The organism is Bradyrhizobium sp. NAS96.2 (assembly GCF_001908235.1).
Lineage (GTDB): Bacteria > Pseudomonadota > Alphaproteobacteria > Rhizobiales > Xanthobacteraceae > Bradyrhizobium.
Map to the genome: position 1 here is coordinate 1 of NZ_LGHK01000112.1, position 17,547 is coordinate 17,547.

Annotated in this window: 26 protein-coding genes; 17 read left to right on the forward strand and 9 right to left on the reverse strand. The window is 62.7% G+C overall.

Translation table 11 applies throughout. The features are described 5' to 3' along the window. The first annotated feature begins 205 nt into the window (after nt 1-205). Entirely contained in the window at nt 206-496 is a 291-nt protein-coding gene (locus tag AC628_RS23675; protein ID WP_074129121.1) for a hypothetical protein, read from the forward strand. A gap of 115 nt (nt 497-611) precedes the next feature. Here the strand turns inward: AC628_RS23675 and AC628_RS23680 are convergent, their stop codons facing one another. Then, nucleotides 612-1,211 (reverse strand): ATP-dependent DNA ligase, encoded by a 600-nt coding sequence (locus tag AC628_RS23680; RefSeq protein ID WP_074129122.1) that lies wholly within the window; start codon nt 1,209-1,211, stop codon nt 612-614. A 542-nt stretch (nt 1,212-1,753) separates the two neighbouring features. Between AC628_RS23680 and AC628_RS23690 the strand changes: the two genes are divergently transcribed. The 9 genes from AC628_RS23690 to AC628_RS23720 all read left to right on the forward strand — a co-directional run bounded on the left by AC628_RS23690 (nt 1,754) and on the right by AC628_RS23720 (nt 8,556). Then, entirely contained in the window at nt 1,754-2,503 is a 750-nt protein-coding gene (locus AC628_RS23690) for a phosphatidylserine/phosphatidylglycerophosphate/cardiolipin synthase family protein (RefSeq protein ID WP_245321283.1), read from the forward strand. 242 nt (nt 2,504-2,745) lie between these two features. Beyond that, nucleotides 2,746-3,372: a hypothetical protein gene (locus AC628_RS45465; protein WP_245321284.1), complete on the forward strand. Its 627-nt coding sequence runs from the start codon at nt 2,746-2,748 to the stop codon at nt 3,370-3,372. A gap of 33 nt (nt 3,373-3,405) precedes the next feature. Then, nucleotides 3,406-3,582, forward strand: a complete 177-nt coding sequence (locus AC628_RS44160; RefSeq protein ID WP_168193432.1) for a hypothetical protein — start codon at nt 3,406-3,408, stop codon at nt 3,580-3,582. Nucleotides 3,583-3,723: 141 nt separating this feature from the next. Beyond that, nucleotides 3,724-4,086 (forward strand): hypothetical protein, encoded by a 363-nt coding sequence (locus tag AC628_RS43100; protein WP_210190250.1) that lies wholly within the window; start codon nt 3,724-3,726, stop codon nt 4,084-4,086. A gap of 113 nt (nt 4,087-4,199) precedes the next feature. Continuing rightward, on the forward strand, nt 4,200-4,457 hold the full coding sequence (locus AC628_RS23705) for a hypothetical protein (RefSeq protein ID WP_074129145.1): 258 nt from the start codon (nt 4,200-4,202) through the stop codon (nt 4,455-4,457). Between the two features lie 758 nt (nt 4,458-5,215). Then, nucleotides 5,216-6,529, forward strand: a complete 1,314-nt coding sequence (locus tag AC628_RS23710; RefSeq protein WP_245321285.1) for a glycosyltransferase family 87 protein — start codon at nt 5,216-5,218, stop codon at nt 6,527-6,529. 285 nt (nt 6,530-6,814) lie between these two features. Next, nucleotides 6,815-6,949 (forward strand): hypothetical protein, encoded by a 135-nt coding sequence (locus tag AC628_RS45860; protein WP_283806716.1) that lies wholly within the window; start codon nt 6,815-6,817, stop codon nt 6,947-6,949. 348 nt (nt 6,950-7,297) lie between these two features. Continuing rightward, a complete protein-coding gene (locus AC628_RS23715) occupies nt 7,298-7,747 on the forward strand; it encodes a DUF992 domain-containing protein (protein ID WP_074129147.1) in 450 nt (149 codons plus the stop codon). Between the two features lie 473 nt (nt 7,748-8,220). Next, nucleotides 8,221-8,556, forward strand: coding sequence for a hypothetical protein (locus tag AC628_RS23720; protein WP_349510130.1), 336 nt, complete (start codon nt 8,221-8,223; stop codon nt 8,554-8,556). A 251-nt stretch (nt 8,557-8,807) separates the two neighbouring features. Here the strand turns inward: AC628_RS23720 and AC628_RS23725 are convergent, their stop codons facing one another. Further along, nucleotides 8,808-9,221, reverse strand: coding sequence for an SRPBCC family protein (locus AC628_RS23725; RefSeq protein WP_074129124.1), 414 nt, complete (start codon nt 9,219-9,221; stop codon nt 8,808-8,810). Between the two features lie 246 nt (nt 9,222-9,467). Here AC628_RS23725 and AC628_RS23730 point away from each other — a divergent pair, with 246 nt between their 5' ends. Then, entirely contained in the window at nt 9,468-9,773 is a 306-nt protein-coding gene (locus AC628_RS23730) for a hypothetical protein (protein ID WP_074129125.1), read from the forward strand. Nucleotides 9,774-9,800: 27 nt separating this feature from the next. Here AC628_RS23730 and AC628_RS23735 read toward each other — a convergent pair whose 3' ends face one another. From AC628_RS23735 to AC628_RS23745, 3 genes are all read right to left on the reverse strand, one after another. Beyond that, nucleotides 9,801-10,436, reverse strand: coding sequence for a 2-dehydro-3-deoxy-6-phosphogalactonate aldolase (locus AC628_RS23735; protein WP_074129126.1), 636 nt, complete (start codon nt 10,434-10,436; stop codon nt 9,801-9,803). An 11-nt stretch (nt 10,437-10,447) separates the two neighbouring features. Further along, nucleotides 10,448-11,362, reverse strand: a complete 915-nt coding sequence (locus AC628_RS23740; RefSeq protein ID WP_074129149.1) for a 2-dehydro-3-deoxygalactonokinase — start codon at nt 11,360-11,362, stop codon at nt 10,448-10,450. 144 nt (nt 11,363-11,506) lie between these two features. After that, the gene (locus AC628_RS23745; RefSeq protein WP_074129127.1) at nt 11,507-11,722 is read right to left on the reverse strand and encodes a hypothetical protein; all 216 of its coding nucleotides are present in this window, start codon (nt 11,720-11,722) and stop codon (nt 11,507-11,509) included. A gap of 196 nt (nt 11,723-11,918) precedes the next feature. Between AC628_RS23745 and AC628_RS23750 the strand changes: the two genes are divergently transcribed. Further along, complete coding sequence (locus tag AC628_RS23750) at nt 11,919-12,095, forward strand: hypothetical protein (RefSeq protein ID WP_021079279.1); 177 nt, start codon at nt 11,919-11,921, stop codon at nt 12,093-12,095. A 102-nt stretch (nt 12,096-12,197) separates the two neighbouring features. Here the strand turns inward: AC628_RS23750 and AC628_RS23755 are convergent, their stop codons facing one another. Both AC628_RS23755 and AC628_RS44165 read right to left on the reverse strand, forming a co-directional pair. After that, nucleotides 12,198-12,467, reverse strand: coding sequence for a hypothetical protein (locus AC628_RS23755; RefSeq protein WP_074129128.1), 270 nt, complete (start codon nt 12,465-12,467; stop codon nt 12,198-12,200). Nucleotides 12,468-12,608: 141 nt separating this feature from the next. Next, nucleotides 12,609-12,785 (reverse strand): hypothetical protein, encoded by a 177-nt coding sequence (locus AC628_RS44165; RefSeq protein WP_168193433.1) that lies wholly within the window; start codon nt 12,783-12,785, stop codon nt 12,609-12,611. Between the two features lie 186 nt (nt 12,786-12,971). On the opposite strand from AC628_RS44165, the gene AC628_RS23760 reads away from it, so the two are divergent. Next, nucleotides 12,972-13,238 carry a hypothetical protein gene (locus AC628_RS23760; RefSeq protein WP_245321286.1) on the forward strand — a complete coding sequence of 89 codons (267 nt, stop codon included), beginning with the start codon at nt 12,972-12,974 and terminating at the stop codon, nt 13,236-13,238. 219 nt (nt 13,239-13,457) lie between these two features. Beyond that, a complete protein-coding gene (locus AC628_RS23765; RefSeq protein WP_074129129.1) occupies nt 13,458-13,814 on the forward strand; it encodes a DUF6481 family protein in 357 nt (118 codons plus the stop codon). 60 nt (nt 13,815-13,874) lie between these two features. Here the strand turns inward: AC628_RS23765 and AC628_RS23770 are convergent, their stop codons facing one another. Continuing rightward, on the reverse strand, nt 13,875-14,117 hold the full coding sequence (locus AC628_RS23770; protein WP_074129130.1) for a pentapeptide MXKDX repeat protein: 243 nt from the start codon (nt 14,115-14,117) through the stop codon (nt 13,875-13,877). Nucleotides 14,118-14,450: 333 nt separating this feature from the next. On the opposite strand from AC628_RS23770, the gene AC628_RS23775 reads away from it, so the two are divergent. Genes AC628_RS23775 through AC628_RS23785 form a run of 3 tightly spaced genes read left to right on the forward strand, consistent with a single transcriptional unit; the run spans nt 14,451 to nt 17,379 of the window. Then, complete coding sequence (locus tag AC628_RS23775) at nt 14,451-15,473, forward strand: TRAP transporter substrate-binding protein (protein ID WP_074129131.1); 1,023 nt, start codon at nt 14,451-14,453, stop codon at nt 15,471-15,473. Then, nucleotides 15,473-16,024, forward strand: coding sequence for a TRAP transporter small permease (locus AC628_RS23780; RefSeq protein ID WP_074129150.1), 552 nt, complete (start codon nt 15,473-15,475; stop codon nt 16,022-16,024). The genes AC628_RS23775 and AC628_RS23780 overlap by 1 nt, the downstream gene beginning before the upstream one ends. Beyond that, nucleotides 16,021-17,379: a TRAP transporter large permease gene (locus AC628_RS23785; protein ID WP_074129132.1), complete on the forward strand. Its 1,359-nt coding sequence runs from the start codon at nt 16,021-16,023 to the stop codon at nt 17,377-17,379. The genes AC628_RS23780 and AC628_RS23785 overlap by 4 nt, the downstream gene beginning before the upstream one ends. Nucleotides 17,380-17,407: 28 nt before the next feature. Here the strand turns inward: AC628_RS23785 and AC628_RS44170 are convergent, their stop codons facing one another. Further along, entirely contained in the window at nt 17,408-17,545 is a 138-nt protein-coding gene (locus AC628_RS44170; RefSeq protein ID WP_167528986.1) for a hypothetical protein, read from the reverse strand. Nucleotides 17,546-17,547: the final 2 nt, after the last annotated feature.

The window sequence follows — 17,547 nt, forward strand, 5'->3', positions numbered from 1 at the left end:
AGCCAGTTCGCCCGTGGCGCTCAAATCCCCATAGCGCCTGCAGCACCGCCTCACGTTCCCTTAAGCGCGGTTTCCTCCCTTGGAGGCTTTCGGACGCCGGCCGCCGAATACGCGGCGCCGTCCCTCAAGCGGCCGGCGTCCGAAACCCTTCACATCAACAGTCATAGCTATCGATCCGCCATTTGATCCATGCTAGGTTGTTTTCATGGGGACATTCTATACCGACGAGCAGATCAAGGAAGCGATTGCGGCCTTGGAGAGCCACACACCCGGTATCTGGGAGAGAATGAAGAAGCGGGCTTCGATGTGGACTGATCCTCACAATGAGGAACAGGAGATAGAACTGACCGCCATCGTGCGCGTGATGACAATCGTCTTGCCCAAGGTGTCGTTTGTTGTGCAGGCCCAAGACCCGTCCAAAGCAGAGACGCTCCTGACTTTGGATTTAGGCGATGCTGTGCGGGCCGCAATCGCATCAGCCAAGGACGGGTCCTAAATCGCAAGCGGCGCGATGTCCGCTTTGGGGTCAAAAGCGGGCATCCCCGCCTTGCCGGGTCTCGGTCCGCTAACAGCCGGAAAGCTGACAAATCCCTGGACTATGAGCACACGCTCTAGAAGTGATCGGCGACACGGCGGAAGGCCGGATGATCCGGGTTTTTCGATTTGATCCAGTGATCGCAGCGGCCCGGCTTATAGGACCGATCGAGCTGCTTGCTGACGATGCCCTCGAGACCGGCGAGGCACGCATGGCGGAACAGATCCGCCCCGATCTCGCCGGCCTCAAACGGCGCAAGTTGGATGCCGTCGACGCGCCGCGCCAGCAGCCGCTGCAGGTTGGCCTTGCGCATCGATAGCGGCAGCCGCCGCAGATCCTCGCCCTCGAGCTCGAGGACGTCGAAGGCGTAGAGCTCGACCTCGTCGTCATGCTTGCGCGAGACCAGGGCGTCGAAATCGCTATAGCTGCGCGCGTCCAGGACGACGGCCTCCCCGTCGAGCACGAACCGGCTCGCTTTCGGCCGGCGCGCGGCCTCGACGATCCGGGGATAGCGGTCGGTCCAGTCCGCGCCGTTCATGGTGAACAGCCGCACTCGATCGGCCTCGCGGACGACACGCATTCGGAACCCATCGAATTTGATTTCATGAATCCATTGCGGCCCGGCCGGCACCGCCTTTGCGGTCACCGGCCGCGCAAACTCGAACCGCTTTGCCATGTCCGGCAGATAGTTATCGCCGGCGCAACTTGCGAATCAGAATTCGCGATCAGGATTGCGGCGGGGTCATTTCTTCGGTCCCGGTATGCAATACCAAGTCATCGTCTTTTGGAATGTTGGCTTCTCAAAAAGCGCTCCGGCGGCAATCGTGCATTCCGCCTTTGACCGGTAGCCGGGAATGGTGGTTATAGCCAGCGGCTGGGGATTCTCAGCGCCGATCACCATCAAAATTAGCACCCACGTTTCCATAACTTGCAATATGGCCTATCGGCGCTCCGTTCTCTAGCCGCCAAGGGCGCCTTATTCAAACTGACCCACTACCCGCCGCCGGCCTTTATCGCCCTGCCGCCTCGGAAACCGGAGCCCGCCGAAACCCGCCAGGAGCCCCGCCCATGAGCGACAGCACCCCTGCCCCTTGCTCCGCACGTCCGGGACCGATTTAACTCACCGGTGCCCCCGCTGCGGCCAGCCGAGACCGTCTCCGGCCGCGCGCTTGTCGCCGGAACGCTGCTGGATTTGTTCGCCATTGCTGGAGGTTGAAAGTGCCCCTTACGACGCCTGGGCTTGGTCCCACGATCACTGCGGAGCAGATTTACCGTGGCTTGGGCCGTATCATCGAGCAGGCGCCGGAGGCGCCTGTCTATGGTCCTGATTTCTACAAGTGGTGCGGCCAGGCGAACGCGCTGATCCGTGAGGTAGATCTTTCGGTCACCGCCGAGTTCGGGAACGCCTTGAACCGGTTGACCACAACCGAAGTGCACTCCGAGCGGGCACTTGCCTTCGAGCGGATGATGATGCTCGTGCACAAAGCTCTGGGGATCGCGGAACTCCATGCGCCGCCCGGAGTGCAGGGCACATTTATCCCGGTCGGGAATGCGTTCGATGCCTACGCTGCGCTAGCGAAAGTGTTGGGGACAGCCCGGTCCGATGTGTTTCTGGTCGATCCCTATATGGACGCCACGATCCTCACCGATTATGCGGGATCGGTGCCGGAATCCGCGCGTCTGCGCCTACTCACCGCAAGCGATCGGGTAAAGCCGGATTTGCAGCCGGCTGCCGCTCGTTGGAAGCAACAATACCCGCAGCGCCCGCTCGAGCTGCGCCTTGCTCAGCCCAAGATGCTCCATGATCGGGTGATTCTGGTCGATGGCTCGAGTGCCTGGACAGTGACGCAATCACTGAAGGACTTGGCGAAGCGATCCCCGGCTGAGATCATTCGGGCCGACGATACCGCAGCGCTCAAAATCGAAGCTTATGAAAGTATCTGGGCAGCCGCCGTCACGGTCGTTTGAGGGCCGCCCATCCCCGGAAAAATCACCGAACCCGGCCGAGCCAAGCCGCTAAGGCCTTGAGGATACGCAGCGATCCCGGCTGCGCCCCGCTTGTTTCTACTCCGCGGGTTGCAGGTTCGAATCCTGCCGGGATCGCCAGTATTTTCAACGTCTCATCGCGTGTTGACGAAACCCCTTTAATTTCAGGCTTTCCCGTCTAATCCAGCTGAGTCGATAGTACACCGATCGCACACGGTGCTTCCGTGTTTGTTCTGTCGGGAAGATGCACCCCAAAAGCGGCGCGCGGCATAAAACCATGCAGTTCTCTCACCGCCGGGGATTTCAGTGTCCCGGTTCAGGAAGGAAACGCCGCCGGGCGCGTATTTTTGAAACCGGCGGCGTCTTTTCTTGGGACGATTGATCGGCGCATGTCCCAGCTAGCGACCCTAGTCAGCCCAGAACGGCGCCTTGCTCCGGCTTGCATATTCTGGTATCAGTTATTTATGGCGAAGTCAACAATAACTGGTAGCAGTAAAAAGAAGCGTGGCAGGCCCGTGCTTTATGAGGGCAGCGAAGGCAAAGGAGCTCCGCAGATTGGGCTTCGCTTGCCGCCGGCCGAATTGGCCGCCATTGATGGCTGGATCGCGAAGCAGGAGGACAAGCCATCACGGCCCGAGGCCATCCGTCGACTCCTCGCGTTGACCCTATCAACCAAAGTACGCCCCAAAACTGAAAGCCAACGCCAACACGCTCGCGACATGGCCAGCGAAGCAATCGACAAAATGGCCGACAAGGCAGCCAACTCAGATGAGCTGGCCAGCCGCAAGCGCCAACTCGTAAAGGGGCCCGAGGAATTTCAGAAGGTGCGACGCGACCGCAACCGGAAATGAGCCGATCGAAATAGCGCGAAAGGGACCTGCACAATGGCGATCATTCCACTCTTAATCGGCATTCTGATCATCGTGGTTGTGGGGGCGATCTGCTTTTGGGTGATAGATAGGTTCGCGCCGGACGGTCGCCTGGCACAGCTCCTGAAGCTGCTGGTAGTGCTAGTGTGTCTCGGCGCGATCGTGCAGCGGCTGCTGACGCTGACCTATTAGCGACGATCCACTAGTTGGGATATCGCGAAATTTCGTTGGCCCCGTCACGCGGTTGGTCGAGATCGGAGGCGGTAGTCAGCAACCAAAACGGACGTGAGGCGTTTTCCAGATCGGGCGACTTTCTAAAGCTGGGAGAGTCCGATGCCTGGGAAAATCCTAATCATATTCATCGCGGTTATGACCGTGGCGTTTGCGCCGACCACTGCTTCTGCGCGTGGCGGCTTCGGTGGCGGTGGCTTTCATGGCGGCGGCTTCCACGGCGGATTTGGTGGTGGCGGCTGGCGTGGTGGCGGTTGGCGCGGAGGCGGATTTGGAGCCGCCGCTCTTGGACTTGGGATAGGGCTCGGCTTGGCCGGCGCGTACGCTTACCCTTACGGATACGGCTACCCCGTGTACGGATACGGTTACGACTACGGTTACCCCTATGGCTACGGCTACCCGTTCCGAGCGAGTTATGGCTACTGCGTCGCAACAGCCAGCCAGAATGCATATGCTTGCTATTAGCAGCGAGCCGGCAGCCCGCTAAGATGAACCACGACGAACCTAGCGGTGGAGCGCGACTCTCGCTGATCTAGGTAGGTGGTGGTCATGACTACCGATGTGATGTGGAGGGTGAAATGGCCCTGCACTTCAGCCGCGTCGAGAATGGCGATCTGGAGATATGGATTGCAAGCAGCGACGACTATTCATTCGTCATCTGCAACGAGAGCCGAAGTGGACCTGGGCTGCATGGAGAGCCGGGCTTTGTTGCGTCGTATCGCCCCGACTTTTTGAATATGCCGGCGGCTCTAGTGTCCGGATCGCCCTTCAGCACGTTCGCTGAAGCCGAACGGGCCTGCAATGCGTTCCTGGGTCGCCTCATTATCGAGGGATAACTGTCAAGGGCGACGCCAGCTGGCTCCGAAAAATCACGGGGCGCCGGGCCACCCGGCCTCGCTTCCCCGCCCGCCTAAGTTGCAGTACGCTACGCCCTTTCTTTATGGGGCATTTCAACGCAAACAACCTTCTTTGTGGGAGGTCCTAAAACAATTTCATCGGAGAATTGCGCCGAGCCTGGATCTCGAAGATTGGCTTGCAATGGGCAACGTGAACGCGAAAAACGGATTCGGCGGCTACGTTGGAAGATCCGCGTTCATTTACGAGCAGGGAACGCGGCAGGTGAAAATGGCAGTAACGCCGTTGACATGTTCCCAATCGGTCAGGCGTGCATGCAAGCGAAGTCCGACCAACTCAAAGCGGAGCTCCTTCGCCTTTGCAAACCGCCATCCGAGACCCCACAATCCGGCATGTGAGCAGTTTCGCCAGTTCCGTCGATCGCGACGCTGGTTTGCTGCGTCGACTGTCATCATGCTCGGCTCGAGCTCGCCGACCTGCCCGACTTGGTACGCTATATATCCGCGCACCTGAGCTGCACCGGCTGTGGCAAGGTAGGCTGGGTCGATACTCGTGTGGATTGGGGGTTGAAGGATACGAAGCGGCAATCACGCTCCGGGATCTTCCTCTACCCCGTATTTGCTCTTCCAACGGTCAATGTCTTCCTAGACGCGGCCGGTTAGGTTAAGAACAAAACATCGTTGCTGCATCGCAGATTGCCGGGATAAACCTTAGCGTGGCGTTTGAATATTTTTGAACATTGCCGGACGGCGACATCGATATCTTCAAGTCGCGCGAACAGTTCTATTTTTCAGAAGCAGCCTTGATCATGACCGGTTCGTCGAAAAAGATGCTGAACTGGGATGTCTCTGCCGGAGACGACCCAGCGCAGGCAGTCGCCTGCGCCGTTCTGTTGAGCCTCACGATCCTTGCAGCAGTGCTGATATTTGTCAGTGGTGGCAGCCATCCCGGGATCGACTTTTCGTGTTTCTGGGGCGCGGGCACGATGGCGCTCGAGGGCCACGCGGCGACCGCCTACGACTGGCAGCAACTGCATCTGTTGCTCATCCAGATGCAGCCGATCACTCATGCCACGTACCCTTACGATCGGATGCCGGTTCCGTTTTTCTATCCGCCGGTATTCTTCCTGGTTCTGGCACCGCTGGCGCTGCTGCCGTTTTGGATCGCGTTCTGGGTTTGGAGCGCGGCAAAGCTGCTATGCTGGCTGCTCGTCGTTCATGCGATCCGGCCACGTTCCGCCGCAATGCTGCTTGCGCTCGCCGCGCCACCTGTCTTCTTTGATTTCATTGCCGGCCAAAGTGCGCTGCTCGCGGCATCGCTGCTCGGGGGCATCCTGTTGACGTTGGACAGGCGCCCGCTGCTGAGCGGCTTCCTGCTCGCGCTGCTCATCTTCAAGCCTCAATACGGCGTTCTGCTTCCTTTCGTGCTGATCGCAACCAGGCGCTGGCGTGTCGTTGTCACGGCCAGCCTCGTGGCGCCCACCCTCATCCTGCTCACGGGGGTCATCTTCGGCTGGGATACTTTCAAGGGATTTCGTGAGGCGGCAACTTACGCGGCGACGCAGTTTCACCTCAGCGGCGCGCTCCCGTGGTATAAATTGCAAAGCAACTATGGCCTGTTTCGGTTTGCCGGCCTGGACTACGGATCGGCGATGTCGTTGCACGTCGCAATCGCGTCGGCTTGCGCGATTTGGGTGCTGATCATGTGGCGCCGCCACATCAGCTTTTCGGTGCAGGCCGCGAGTCTGCTTGCGGCAACGCCACTCGTCTCTCCTTATTTCGCCATCTACGATATGCCGATCCTGGCGATCGCGCTGGTCTTTCTCATGAATGCGAGCACGGACGAGCGGATCGCGCCGCGCGCCAATCGTCGTGTCTTTCGGATCGGTGTCGGCATCGTATTCGTGCTGGGATATGTATTCCCGCTGGTGTTGTGGCCGGTCGGCCCGTTCATGTGCGCGACCGTGATCGCGGTCATCCTGATGAGTTACCGGCATCGCACGGCGAGCGAGATAACCACAGGCGCACCGTTGCGAGAGCCGGCCAGCGTTTGAGGGTAGCATCCCGCGCACAGCGTGGGACCGCGTGCCGGGAGGCACTTGGCCGCGGCTGGGGCAAGGAGCTCATACGTTCGGGTCCTGCCCGCACCGCCTCCCTACGAAGCCATTTTCCGGAAGCCACGAAGCCGGCCGGAAACAAACCAGGCGTAGCGTCCCATTATTGGACGAAAGGGGATTCGGTCATGTGGGATTTCATCAACGAATTGTATCGGGATTTTTGCCTGGCTCGCCTGCAGGAGATGCGGAAGCTCGAGCACCATATTTGAACGGGCGCGGAGCATGGACAACGATCAGCCCTTGGCCGGCGCCATCCTCACGGCGATGGTGATTGCCGCGGTGGTCTGGGCCACCATCGGACCTCCGCCCGGGCACAAAAAGGTCAGCGGCCAGCACCAGACGGTCGCCAGACGCTAATCCCCGTAAGACTCCGGGGCATTCGAACCTTGGCGCCGGTCTTGCAGACAGACCATGACTGGGATTGCGGGCCCAGATTGAAACAGGGCGCCGCCGGGACAATCCATTTCGAGCCCGGCGGCGTAGTTTTTCCGACAGAGCAACGCGGTCGCGGCCGGCGCATTTTTGCGGCGTGTTGATCGGCTGCGCCTTACCTGGCGGATGTGTTCGCTAGCTCAGCCGGATTGGCCGCAAAGGCCCGCCGCGTCGGCGTCAACAAGACCCCGGCTCTAAAACTCTCTTAACCACAAGCAAAGGCCGCGGCCGAGATCGTGGAGCGATGCACATCGATTGGCGTTGTACAGCACCATGCGTACGACGGTTCACCGGGTGCTGCGTGCGATGTGCGGCGTGACAGCTCTCGCCGCGCCCATCGCAACCGCCGAGGCACAACAGGTGCAGGCCGGAACGCTCGCGTGCCGCGGCGGTCCCGATACCGGTTTCATCCTGGGCCCGGTGACCAATCTCGACTGCGTGCTGCACGTCGAGAGCGCGCCGGACCGCCGCTACGTCGCAGCCATTCCCAACCTTGGTGTTTTCATCGGCGATCAGGACGTCGCGCTGACCTGGAAGGTGATGGCGCCGGTGCCGTGGCTCGACGATCTCGCCGGCAGTTACGCGCACGCCAGCGGCGCTGGCGACAATGTTCTCGCCGGCGGCACGAATGCTACGATCGCGTTGCATCCGCTCGATGACAAGGATCCCGCAATTCCGCCGGTGAAAATCGAGAGCCTGGAGATTCGGCCGCTGGATCACTGATCGTGGCTTGAGCCGCGTGCCAAAATGCACAGCGCCGTCCGCTTGAAATATAGGCGGACGGCGCTGCTCCTAGCCCCAGGAAGGTGATGCAAAATCCTGACGGCTCCAAGTCTGCACGTTCTGTGCCAGGCATCATGGCCCATTTGGGCTATTTAGCTGCAGAGAAACGAAGGTAGGCTAATCATCGAGGCGCTGGTGACGGTGCCTCACGACCAAAGTGTCAACTTGGCCTCGGCGTGGCCCACGCGCTGAGGCCTTTTCTTTTTGATGCTCACGGTCTGCTCCGAAGTCGCGTCTTGTTCTTTATCATTCAGCGCACGAATGCTTCCGTAGTTCTCCGTGCGTGAACAAAGTTCCAGCAGCGCTTGCGCTGCCCGACGCATCCGGTTCGCAACGTTGCGGGCTGCCACGATGGTTTGCGGCGCGCTTCACCTCGTGATTTCTTGATCCGGAATTGCCTCCGCAAAGGTATGGTGAGCGCGCGCGCCGTTCGCCGATACTTCAGGGCCGTCATGGAAGATTCCGTCCAGATCCGTTGCACACGCTGCAAGAACGTCTTTCGCGATCGCGCCAGGCGGCTGCAGAACGGTTACTCGCGCCAATGTCCAAGCTGCGAGATCGTCCTGTTCTTCGACGAGGATTCACACGATGCAAACATCAAGCGCGCGATGCGCACCGCGCGCCGCGTACGGAAGGAACTGCGCGAGAGCGAAGGCGCGAGCACGAGAAAGGCCACCGCCGCCCCGCGGCGATATGGCGGCCGCTCGGCATCGCGCTCGCGCGGAACTGAAGACGACGGCGACGATTGAATTGCGCCGCGAGCTATCGGATTATCCGCCGCGGCCGACATTCTCCGACGCGCGGTCGAGCCATTGGCGGGTCGACTCGTCACTCCAGCCAGGAACGGCGAAGCGCCCCGGCGGCGTCGCATCCGCGGGTGCGCGAACGGTTGCGGGTTGCCGTGCGTGAGGGTGACGCCGTGGTGCGCAAAACAAAGCGCATCGCATTTGCTCCTGACCACCATCGCGATCGCGCCGAGACGGCTACTCCAGTGGCTGGATCAGGACCGCCGCTTTGCCTCAACATAGCGCTTGAAATTGTCCAGGATCGCCTGCCAGCCGCCGCGCTGCTGCTCGACCGAATGGGTATCCTCGCTGTCGAAAGAAACCTGTACCTTGATGCCGCCGGCCTCCGGCGTGAATGCAACCTGCGCGGTGCGATCACCGAACGAATATTCGAGCAGCTGCGGCGCCTCGACCCTGGTGTAGGTGCCGGAGAAATCGAACCCCATGCTGCCGTCCTTGGCTTCCATCCGCGACGAGAAGGCGCCTCCGGCGCGCAGGTCCACGGTCGCAGCTGTGGTGTGCCAATCGTCGGAAGCCGCATTCCATTGCTTGATGTCGTCGGGTGTGGTGTAGGCGCGCCAGACATCCGCGATCGGCGCGGCAACGATGGTTTCGACGGCAATCCTCATATGCGTTCCTTCGTCTTGATTGAATGAAATGGGCGCACCCCTGGCGCCCGGCCGGGGCGGCGGATCGCGGTCACTCTACTAGGGCTATCCGCCATGATCCACCAGCGGACAGCGCCTGCCCGGGCCGCCCAGGACATGAGGCGACAGGGATCCCGTTAGACGAACCAAATGGTCTGTGGTCAGCACAAGAATTTCGTCAGGAATGACCGTGTATGGAAGACGGGTCCAACGCCCGGAGAGGACGTCATGCGGAACCTGAATACCGTGCTGAGCAAGCTGAACGACCGCCTGCTGCGGCTGGAGGGCGAGCTGTTCGTGCTGCGATCGATCGCCCGCGCCGCCCTCACCGCCGGCGACGAATCCGCCGTCCGCACCCGCAAGCTGCTCGAGGGCGCCAAGCTCGCGCTGTCAGACGAAGCCGAGCGGCCACTGGACGCGGCGACCGGGAAGTACGTCGCGGCCGCGATCGCCATGGTCGACGAGCTGCTCGAGAACCCTCGCGAGGCGGCGCCGCTGTTCAGGGTGATCGACGGCGGCAGGCGCGACGATTAGTCCGCGATCAGAAGTTATGGACAGGGCTCAACTCGCGCCCTGCACGGCGTGGTCATACGCCTGGATCGTCAGTTTTGCCCTGATCGCAACATCCGCCGCCGTCATGCCCGGCTTGTAGAGGCTGCTGCCGAGGCCGAAGGCGCGAATGCCGGCATTCACATATTCCGCGAAATTCTGGTCCGAGACGCCGCCGACGGCGGCGATCATCGCATCCGCCGGCAGCACGGCGCGGATCGCCGAGATGCCGGAGGCACCGAGCACGCTCGCCGGAAAGAATTTCAGGCTCGAGGCACCGGCACGCGCGGCAAGCAGCGCTTCCGTCGGCGAGAACACGCCGGGCATCGTGACCATCGCGTGATCCCGCGCGCGCGCCAGCACGTCGACATCGACGTTCGGCGATACCATGAGGCGCCCGCCGGCGTCGTGGAGACGATCGACGTCAGCGGCTGATAGCACCGTGCCGGCGCCGATCAGGACATCGGCAGGCGCCCGCTTCACCGCGATCTCGATCGAACGGAACGGCTCGGGCGAGTTCAGCGGAATCTCGATCGCGGTCATGCCCGCCTCGATCAGGGTGCTGACGATGGCGGAGGTTTCGTCCGGCCTGACGCCGCGCAGGATCGCGACCAGCGGACGCTTCATCGGCGGAAATGGAATGCTCATGCGTTGATCCCTCAATTCTCCCAGATCGCCACCGCTGCGCCGGCGAGGCCACGGCGAACCGCCTCCTCCGCATCCATGACGTTGAGCGGAATCGAAAGGCGTTGCAGCGCGATCTGATAGAGCCGTTGCAACCGGCCCGACGCGATCAGCGTCACCGGCGTTGCCTGCTCCCGCTCCGCAAGGCCGGCCGCCAGTTCGGCGCCGATCAACGTCCCCGAGATCGTCTCGCGCGCGGCCTGCGCGCTGCCGCCGAACAGCAATTGCCGCGACCGCACCCGAAACAGCAGGTTGGCCGATAACGCTGGCGCAGCGAACGCCTCCATGACGGCCGAGCAAAACGCATCGGCATCCACAGCCTCATCCGCGCCCGCGATGGCGTGTGACAGGATGGTGTCGCGCGCGACCGCGCTGAACAATTCGCCGGTCATGAAGGTCGCAAAGCGTTCGACTGTGCCGCAGCGCAGGTGCACCCATTTGGAATGCGTCCCCGGCAGGCAAACGAGCGCCTCGCCCGACACGTCGAGGCCGAGCGCGCCGAGCAACTGGGTTTCCTCGCCACGCATCACGTCGGGAGCCGCGGCATTGCGCTGTGCAATCCCCGGCAGGATGCGAATGTCACGCGCCTGCCCGCTGACCATAGCAGCGCCCTTGAGGACGTCGGAGAGATGCGCCGGCGTGTCGATGTAACCGGCCTCGACCCAGCCCTGCCGCGCACCCGCCATGCCGCAAATGACCACTGGCAGATCGGCCGACGCACCCAGCGCGTCGAGATGCGATTGCAGCACGGAGGCAAAGCCGGTCCTGGCGGCCGCCGTCATGCCCTCGTCGCTGCGACGTTCGCCGAACACCTGGCCACCGGCATTCATCAGCCAGAGCCGAAAGCTGCTGGTGCCCCAATCGACCGCGACATAGGAAGGCCCGCTCACCGCGCTCTGTTCCACGCTCTCAGTTTCCGGCGCGGCAATGGCGCCGCTGCTGAGACGCGATAAAGGCCTTCCTCGCGCTGCGCAAGGCGGCCCGTTGCGGTGACCGCTCGAGGCTCCGTTCGCGGCGGCGCCTGCCCGGTTCGGTTACCGCGCGCCCCTCAGCGTACAGGAGGTCGTACAGGTCGTGACGTTGCCATGGTCACACTTGATGCAGGCATTGACGCACTGATCCATGACCTTGGGATTGTACTGACTATAAAGATTGGCCGCGCAGCTGTTGGTCGATCCCGTGACCTCCGGGTCGTTCCAGCAACCGGACAGTAAAAATGCTGCGGCACTCAAAATGGCGACCTTGCGCATAAGGCCTCCTGCCACGCTCTATCCAAGTAACCTTGATGGGTTAGGTTAAAATCCGGTTTCAATTGCGACCTTATTCGGAAGCAGTATTGCTTATCCACCGGACATTTCCCCAAGGTCCGGGCCCACACCGGCAAGGCCGCCAGGCGACCCCGCCTGGCGGCTTTGTTGCCCAGCAATGCACAAGGATACCAACAAGATGGCCCGAAAGCCGCGGTGGTCGTTCAAGGAGGACCGACGACTGATGGAATTGGCGCGCTCCTCCAAGACGCTGGAGGAGGTCGTGAAGGCGACCGGCCGTTCGCCGGAGCGAATCAAGAAGATGGCGATGCGCCTCGGCCTCTCCATCAAGCCGCGTGGCGCCACCAAGAAATGATTTGAAATACGGCCGCAGTGACACCCCGGCCCCGGCCGTCCAGGGCCCTCCGAGCGAAATGGGCACCGGTTCGTGTGACGGCGGCGCGTCAGACAACGAAAACTAGGGCTCCGGCGGACAATCGTCCTTGGCCCGCACCGGGATCGCCTTGACCTCGCCGTCGACCTTGGCCTCGCGCTCGGCCTCGTCCGCCCGGGTGCAGGTGGTCAGCACGAAAGCCACCCTGCTGCACTGCCATCCGGGGCCCAACCCCGCGCTCGACACCTGTTCGGGCGACGCCAGGGTGAGGGACGCATACGCCACCAAAACGGCACCCGCCGCGCCTGCAGCAGCCAGCGCCGCGCCCTTTCCGGACCACAGCTTGGATATCATGGCCTTGGTTCCCGCCGATCTCTGGGACGAAATGAGGCAGCCCGCTTGTCCGCGTGTGACCGGAATCACAACCGGGACCAAACAGTTCAGCCCGAGTCTTTGGGTTCGATGTGGGAGCGATATTGCACTGCCGCAAGGCAGTCAGCGGGCCGGCTCGATCACATTACAGTTGGAGCGGCCCGACATCACGCAGTCCTGCAACTTGCTCGCCGCGGTCAGGCTGTGCGCAAGCCAAAGACCGACCGCGAGCATGACCACCGCGACCAGCAATCCGATCAGCGCGCCGCGGCGGTTGCCTCCGTCTTCGGATTCGCTCATGCCCGCTTGAGTTCCCAATTGCTATTGCCCGCATCATGACCGTTTGCACGGTTGCGTGCGATCAAATCTGCAACAGTCGCGCAACGAAATGCGTGCCGGCAGCCGTCGGCCCTGCAATTCCATTGCGAGCGCGCGCGACTAGCGAAAAACTGCTCGTTGAAGTGGAGCGCGTGTGCGGGGCGTGCCGTGAGCGAACAGGAAGCGAGCTACGACTATCAGCGTTACAGGCAGCTGCTTTCGGAAGCTGTCGACGAGGCCAGCAGGCTGCGGCTGATCAGCCTTCTGATCGCAGAAAAAGCGCGCGACCGGCTGGAAGCCCAGCGTGCCTCGGACCGGGACGCGATGACTGCCGCGACGGTCGCCAAGGTCTTGGGTACCAAGGGTTTGGGTACCAAGGGCTCGGTTACCAAGGCCTTGGGCAACGGACGGCGGGAGCAATTTCAGCGCGGCTAGGACTTCGGCTCCGTCCGCGGGCAGATTCGGTGACCAACCACTCACCACGCCGGCGGCCAGGCGGCCGTAACCTCTGCCATCGGCCATTTGCTGTCCGCTCATATCTCCCTTGCTCCACAGCCCTCCGTTCGCCACTGGCAATTTCTGCGCCGTTCACTTATTGAAGCGCCGAACCCAACCCCATCCATCACCCGAACAGAAAGCAGCAAGGCTTCCTCTATGAGTGGCTTCAAGGAACCGGGTTTTGCCGACCGTCAAAAGGCGGCCCTGCAGGCGCGGCAAAACCTCCTCAACAAGTTTCGCGCCCAGCCGGGAGCTGACGATCCCGCTGTGAAGGCACGTGCCGACGAGCGCGCGGCGATCGCCGAACGCCGCACCAAGGCCAAGGAAGCCCGTGAGGCCGAGAAGGCCGAACAGAAGCGAATTGCGCAAGAAGCTGCTGCAGCCGAGGCTGCACGCATCGCGCGCGAGAAGGAAGAAGAGGCCGCCCGCGAGGAGGCGCTGCTCGCCGAGCAGAAGGCCAAGCGCGACGCGCGCTATGCGGCGCGCAAGGAGCGCGGCAAGAAGAAGCGCTAACGCGCAACCAGGCAGGCCCGCCACGATTGCGGGCCTGCGAAGGATGAGCGACGGCGGCGGTCAGTTCTTCTTCATGCCGTCGTCTTTCTTCATCATCGCGCCGCCGTCCTTCTTCATGGCATCGTCCTTCTTCATGCCATCGTCCTTTTTCATGGCATCCTTGGACATTGCATCCTTGGACATCGTGTCCTTCTTCATCGCATCGTCGTGGCCCATCTTGTCCTGAGCGAAGGCGGCGGGCGCGAGCGCGAGGCTGAACGAGAGCAGCGCGGCGGAAAGGCCGAGGCGGGTCTTGGTGGTCATGATGATGATCCCTTGTGTGGTCGAATGTGAGCGCGACGACTTGCCGCTCTCTACTCGACGCACTTGCGCCGCCCGTTGTTACCTCCAATAACAAATTCTTGAGCCGCCGCGGCGCGCACCCGCGAGGGTTGCGTGGCTGGCGCGCAGTGTGCGCCGCAACAACGGCCAGGACTTGAACATCAGGACTTCAACACCGGCACTTGCGGCCGCAGAGCGGCTCGCACTATCAGGGCGCCTCGAACTATCAGACTAGAGAATATTCACGCGAAGTCCGGCTAAGCTAAAGCTCCGCGCCGGCCTAACAGCCACTCAAGAAGCTCTCAGGGGAGAACAATGCTCACACGCCGCCACGTCCTCGCTTCCGCCCTCGCCGCACCCGCGATCCTGCGGTTTGGCATCGGGACCGCGCATGCCGCGACCACGCTGAAGATTTCGCACCAATTCCCCGGCGGCACCATCGACAAGGGCGACTTCCGTGACCGGCTGTGCCGGATGTTCGCGGCTGAGGTCGCCAAGCGCTCGGGCGGCGATCTCACCGCCGAGGTCTATCCGAACTCGTCGCTGATCAAGACCAACGCCCAGTTCTCGGCGATGCGCAAGGGCGCGCTCGACCTCAGCCTCTATCCGATGCCCTATGCCGGCGGTGAATTGCCGGAGACCAATATCGGCCTGATGCCGGGCCTCGTCACGACCTACGACCAGGGCCTGCGCTGGAAGAAGGAGCCGGTCGGCAAGGCGCTGACCGACTTCCTCGCCGACAAGGGCATCCTGCTGATCTCCTGGGTCTGGCAGGCCGGCGGCGTCGCCAGCCGCTCCAAGGCGATCGTGGCGCCCGAGGACGCCAAGGGCCTCAAGGTGCGCGGCGGCTCGCGCGAGATGGACATGGTGCTGCAGACCGCCGGCGCCGCCGTGCTGTCGGTGCCGTCGAACGAGATCTACGCAGCGATGCAGACCGGTGCCTGCGACGCCGGCATCACCTCCTCCACCAGCCTGATCTCGTTCCGCCTCGAAGAGGTCGCGAAGTCGCTGACCTCGGGCGCCGGCGCCTCCTACTGGTTCATGCTGGAGCCGCTGATGATGTCGAAGGCGATCTTCGACAAGCTGTCGAAGAACCAGCAGGACGTCATCCTCGCCGTCGGCGCCGAACTCGAGGCGTTCGGCCGCAAGGGCGCGCAGGACGACGATGCCGAAGTGGCCAAGGTCTATGAGAAGGCCGGCGCCAAGGTCAGCGCGCTCGATGCCGCCGTGGTCGGCAAGTGGCGCGACATCGCGCGCGACACCGCCTGGAAAGACTACGGCGCCAAGACGGCGACCGCCTCGAACCTGCTGAAGCTCGCAAGCGACGTCGCCGCATGATGCATGGTCCGGTCGCGGATCAGGCCGAAACCTCGAGCGTGGCCACGGGCAATACGCCTGTGGCTCTGCTCGGGCGCGCGCTGTCCGTCTGCAACAACATCATCGTGGTGTTCGCAGCCCTCGCCTTGATCGCGGCCTGCGTGATCCTGAGCTATAGCGTGCTCGGCCGCGCCCTGTTCCACAGCCCGAACTACTGGCAGGACGAGGCCGCCGTGTTCCTGTTGGTCGGCGCCACCTTCATGACCTCGGCCTACGTGCAGAGCCAGCGCGGCCATGTCAGCATCGAGGCGTTCGTCGGGCTGCTCTCGGCCCGTGCCAACAGCATCAGGCTGTGGCTGGTCGATGTCGCGAGCTTCGCGTTCTGCACCTTCTTCGCCTGGAAATCCTGGACCCTGGCGCACGAGGCCTATGTCGACGGCCAGGTCTCCAACTCGATGTGGTCGCCGCCGCTCGCCATCCCCTATGGGCTCATGGCGCTCGGCATGACGCTGCTCTGCGTGCAGCTCCTTCTGCAGATCCTCATTCCGCTGACGGGTGGCGCGCGTCGATGACCGTGTTTGGTATTGGCATCTCCTACGGGCTTGCCACCCTGTTTGCGATGTTCTCCGGCATGCCGATCGCATTCGCGCTCGGTGCGGTCGCCGTCGTGTTCATGGCGATCTATATGCCGGCGGCCTCGCTCGATACGGTGACGCAGAACGTCTACGAGGAGATGGCCTCGATCACGCTGCTGTCGATCCCGCTGTTCATCCTGAAGGGCGCGGCGATCGGCAAATCGCGCGCCGGCCAGGACCTCTACTCGGCGCTGCACGCCTGGTTGCACCGCGTGCCCGGCGGCCTCGGCGTCGCCAACGTGTTCGCCTGCGCGCTGTTCGCGGCGATGGCCGGCTCCTCGCCTGCGACCTGCTCGGCGATCGGTTCGGCCGGCATTCCGGAGATGCGCAAGCGCGGCTATTCGGGCGGCTTTGCGGCGGGCATCATCGCCGCCGGCGGCACGCTCGGCATCCTGCTGCCGCCCTCAATCACGATGATCCTGTTCGCCGTCGCAGCCGAGAAATCGCTCGGACGGCTGTTCCTCGCCGGTATCGGCCCCGGACTGCTGCTGGTGTCGTTGTTCGGCTTCTACGCCGTGTTCCGCTTCCGCAAGGAATACGCGATGGCCAAGGCCGCCTATGACGCGACCGGCAAGGATGCGGCGATCCTGCAGCGCGACGAGTTCACCATGGCCGAACGCTTCAGCGCGCTGCCGCGCGTGATCCCGTTCGTGCTGCTGCTGACCGGCGTGATGATCGCGCTCTATGGCGGCTACGCCACGCCGTCGGAGACCGCCGGTCTCGGCGGCCTGCTGGCGCTCGGGCTGATCGCCGTGATCTACAGCGTGTGGAAACCCAGCGACCTGTCGCCGATCCTGAAATCGACCATCCGAGAATCCACCATGCTGATGCTGATCATCGGCATGTCGCTGCTGTATTCCTACGTCATGAGCTACCTGCACATCTCGCAGTCGGCGGCGGAGGCGATCGTCGCAATGCATCTGCCGCGCTGGGAGCTGCTGTTTGCGATCCTCGTGATGGTGATCGTGCTCGGCTTCTTCCTGCCGCCGGTTTCGATCATCCTGATGACCGCGCCAATCATCCTGCCGCCGCTCCGCGCCGCCGAGTTCGACATCATCTGGTTCGGCGTCGTGATGACCATCGTGATGGAGATGGGCCTGATCCATCCGCCGGTCGGCCTCAACATCTTCGTCATCCGCAACGTCGCGCCCGACATCCCGCTGAGCGAGGTGATCTGGGGCACGCTGCCGTTCGTGCTGCTGATGATGTTCGCGGTGCTGATGCTGTGCTTCTTCCCGGAGATTTCGACCTGGCTGCCGAACCTGGTGATGGGGCCGGACGGCGGACGTTAGAGGCGTTTTCGAGCGAGGCGGAGAGCTGTCAGGCCGCCTCCTGCTCCCTCGCTGCCAGCGCCTTCTCGATCCGGCGGACGATCAACGCCGTCGGACGTCCCTCGCGCTGCAGCCGTCGGAGCTCATTCCAGAGCCTGATGATTTCGCGGTCTCGCTCGGCGTCCATAG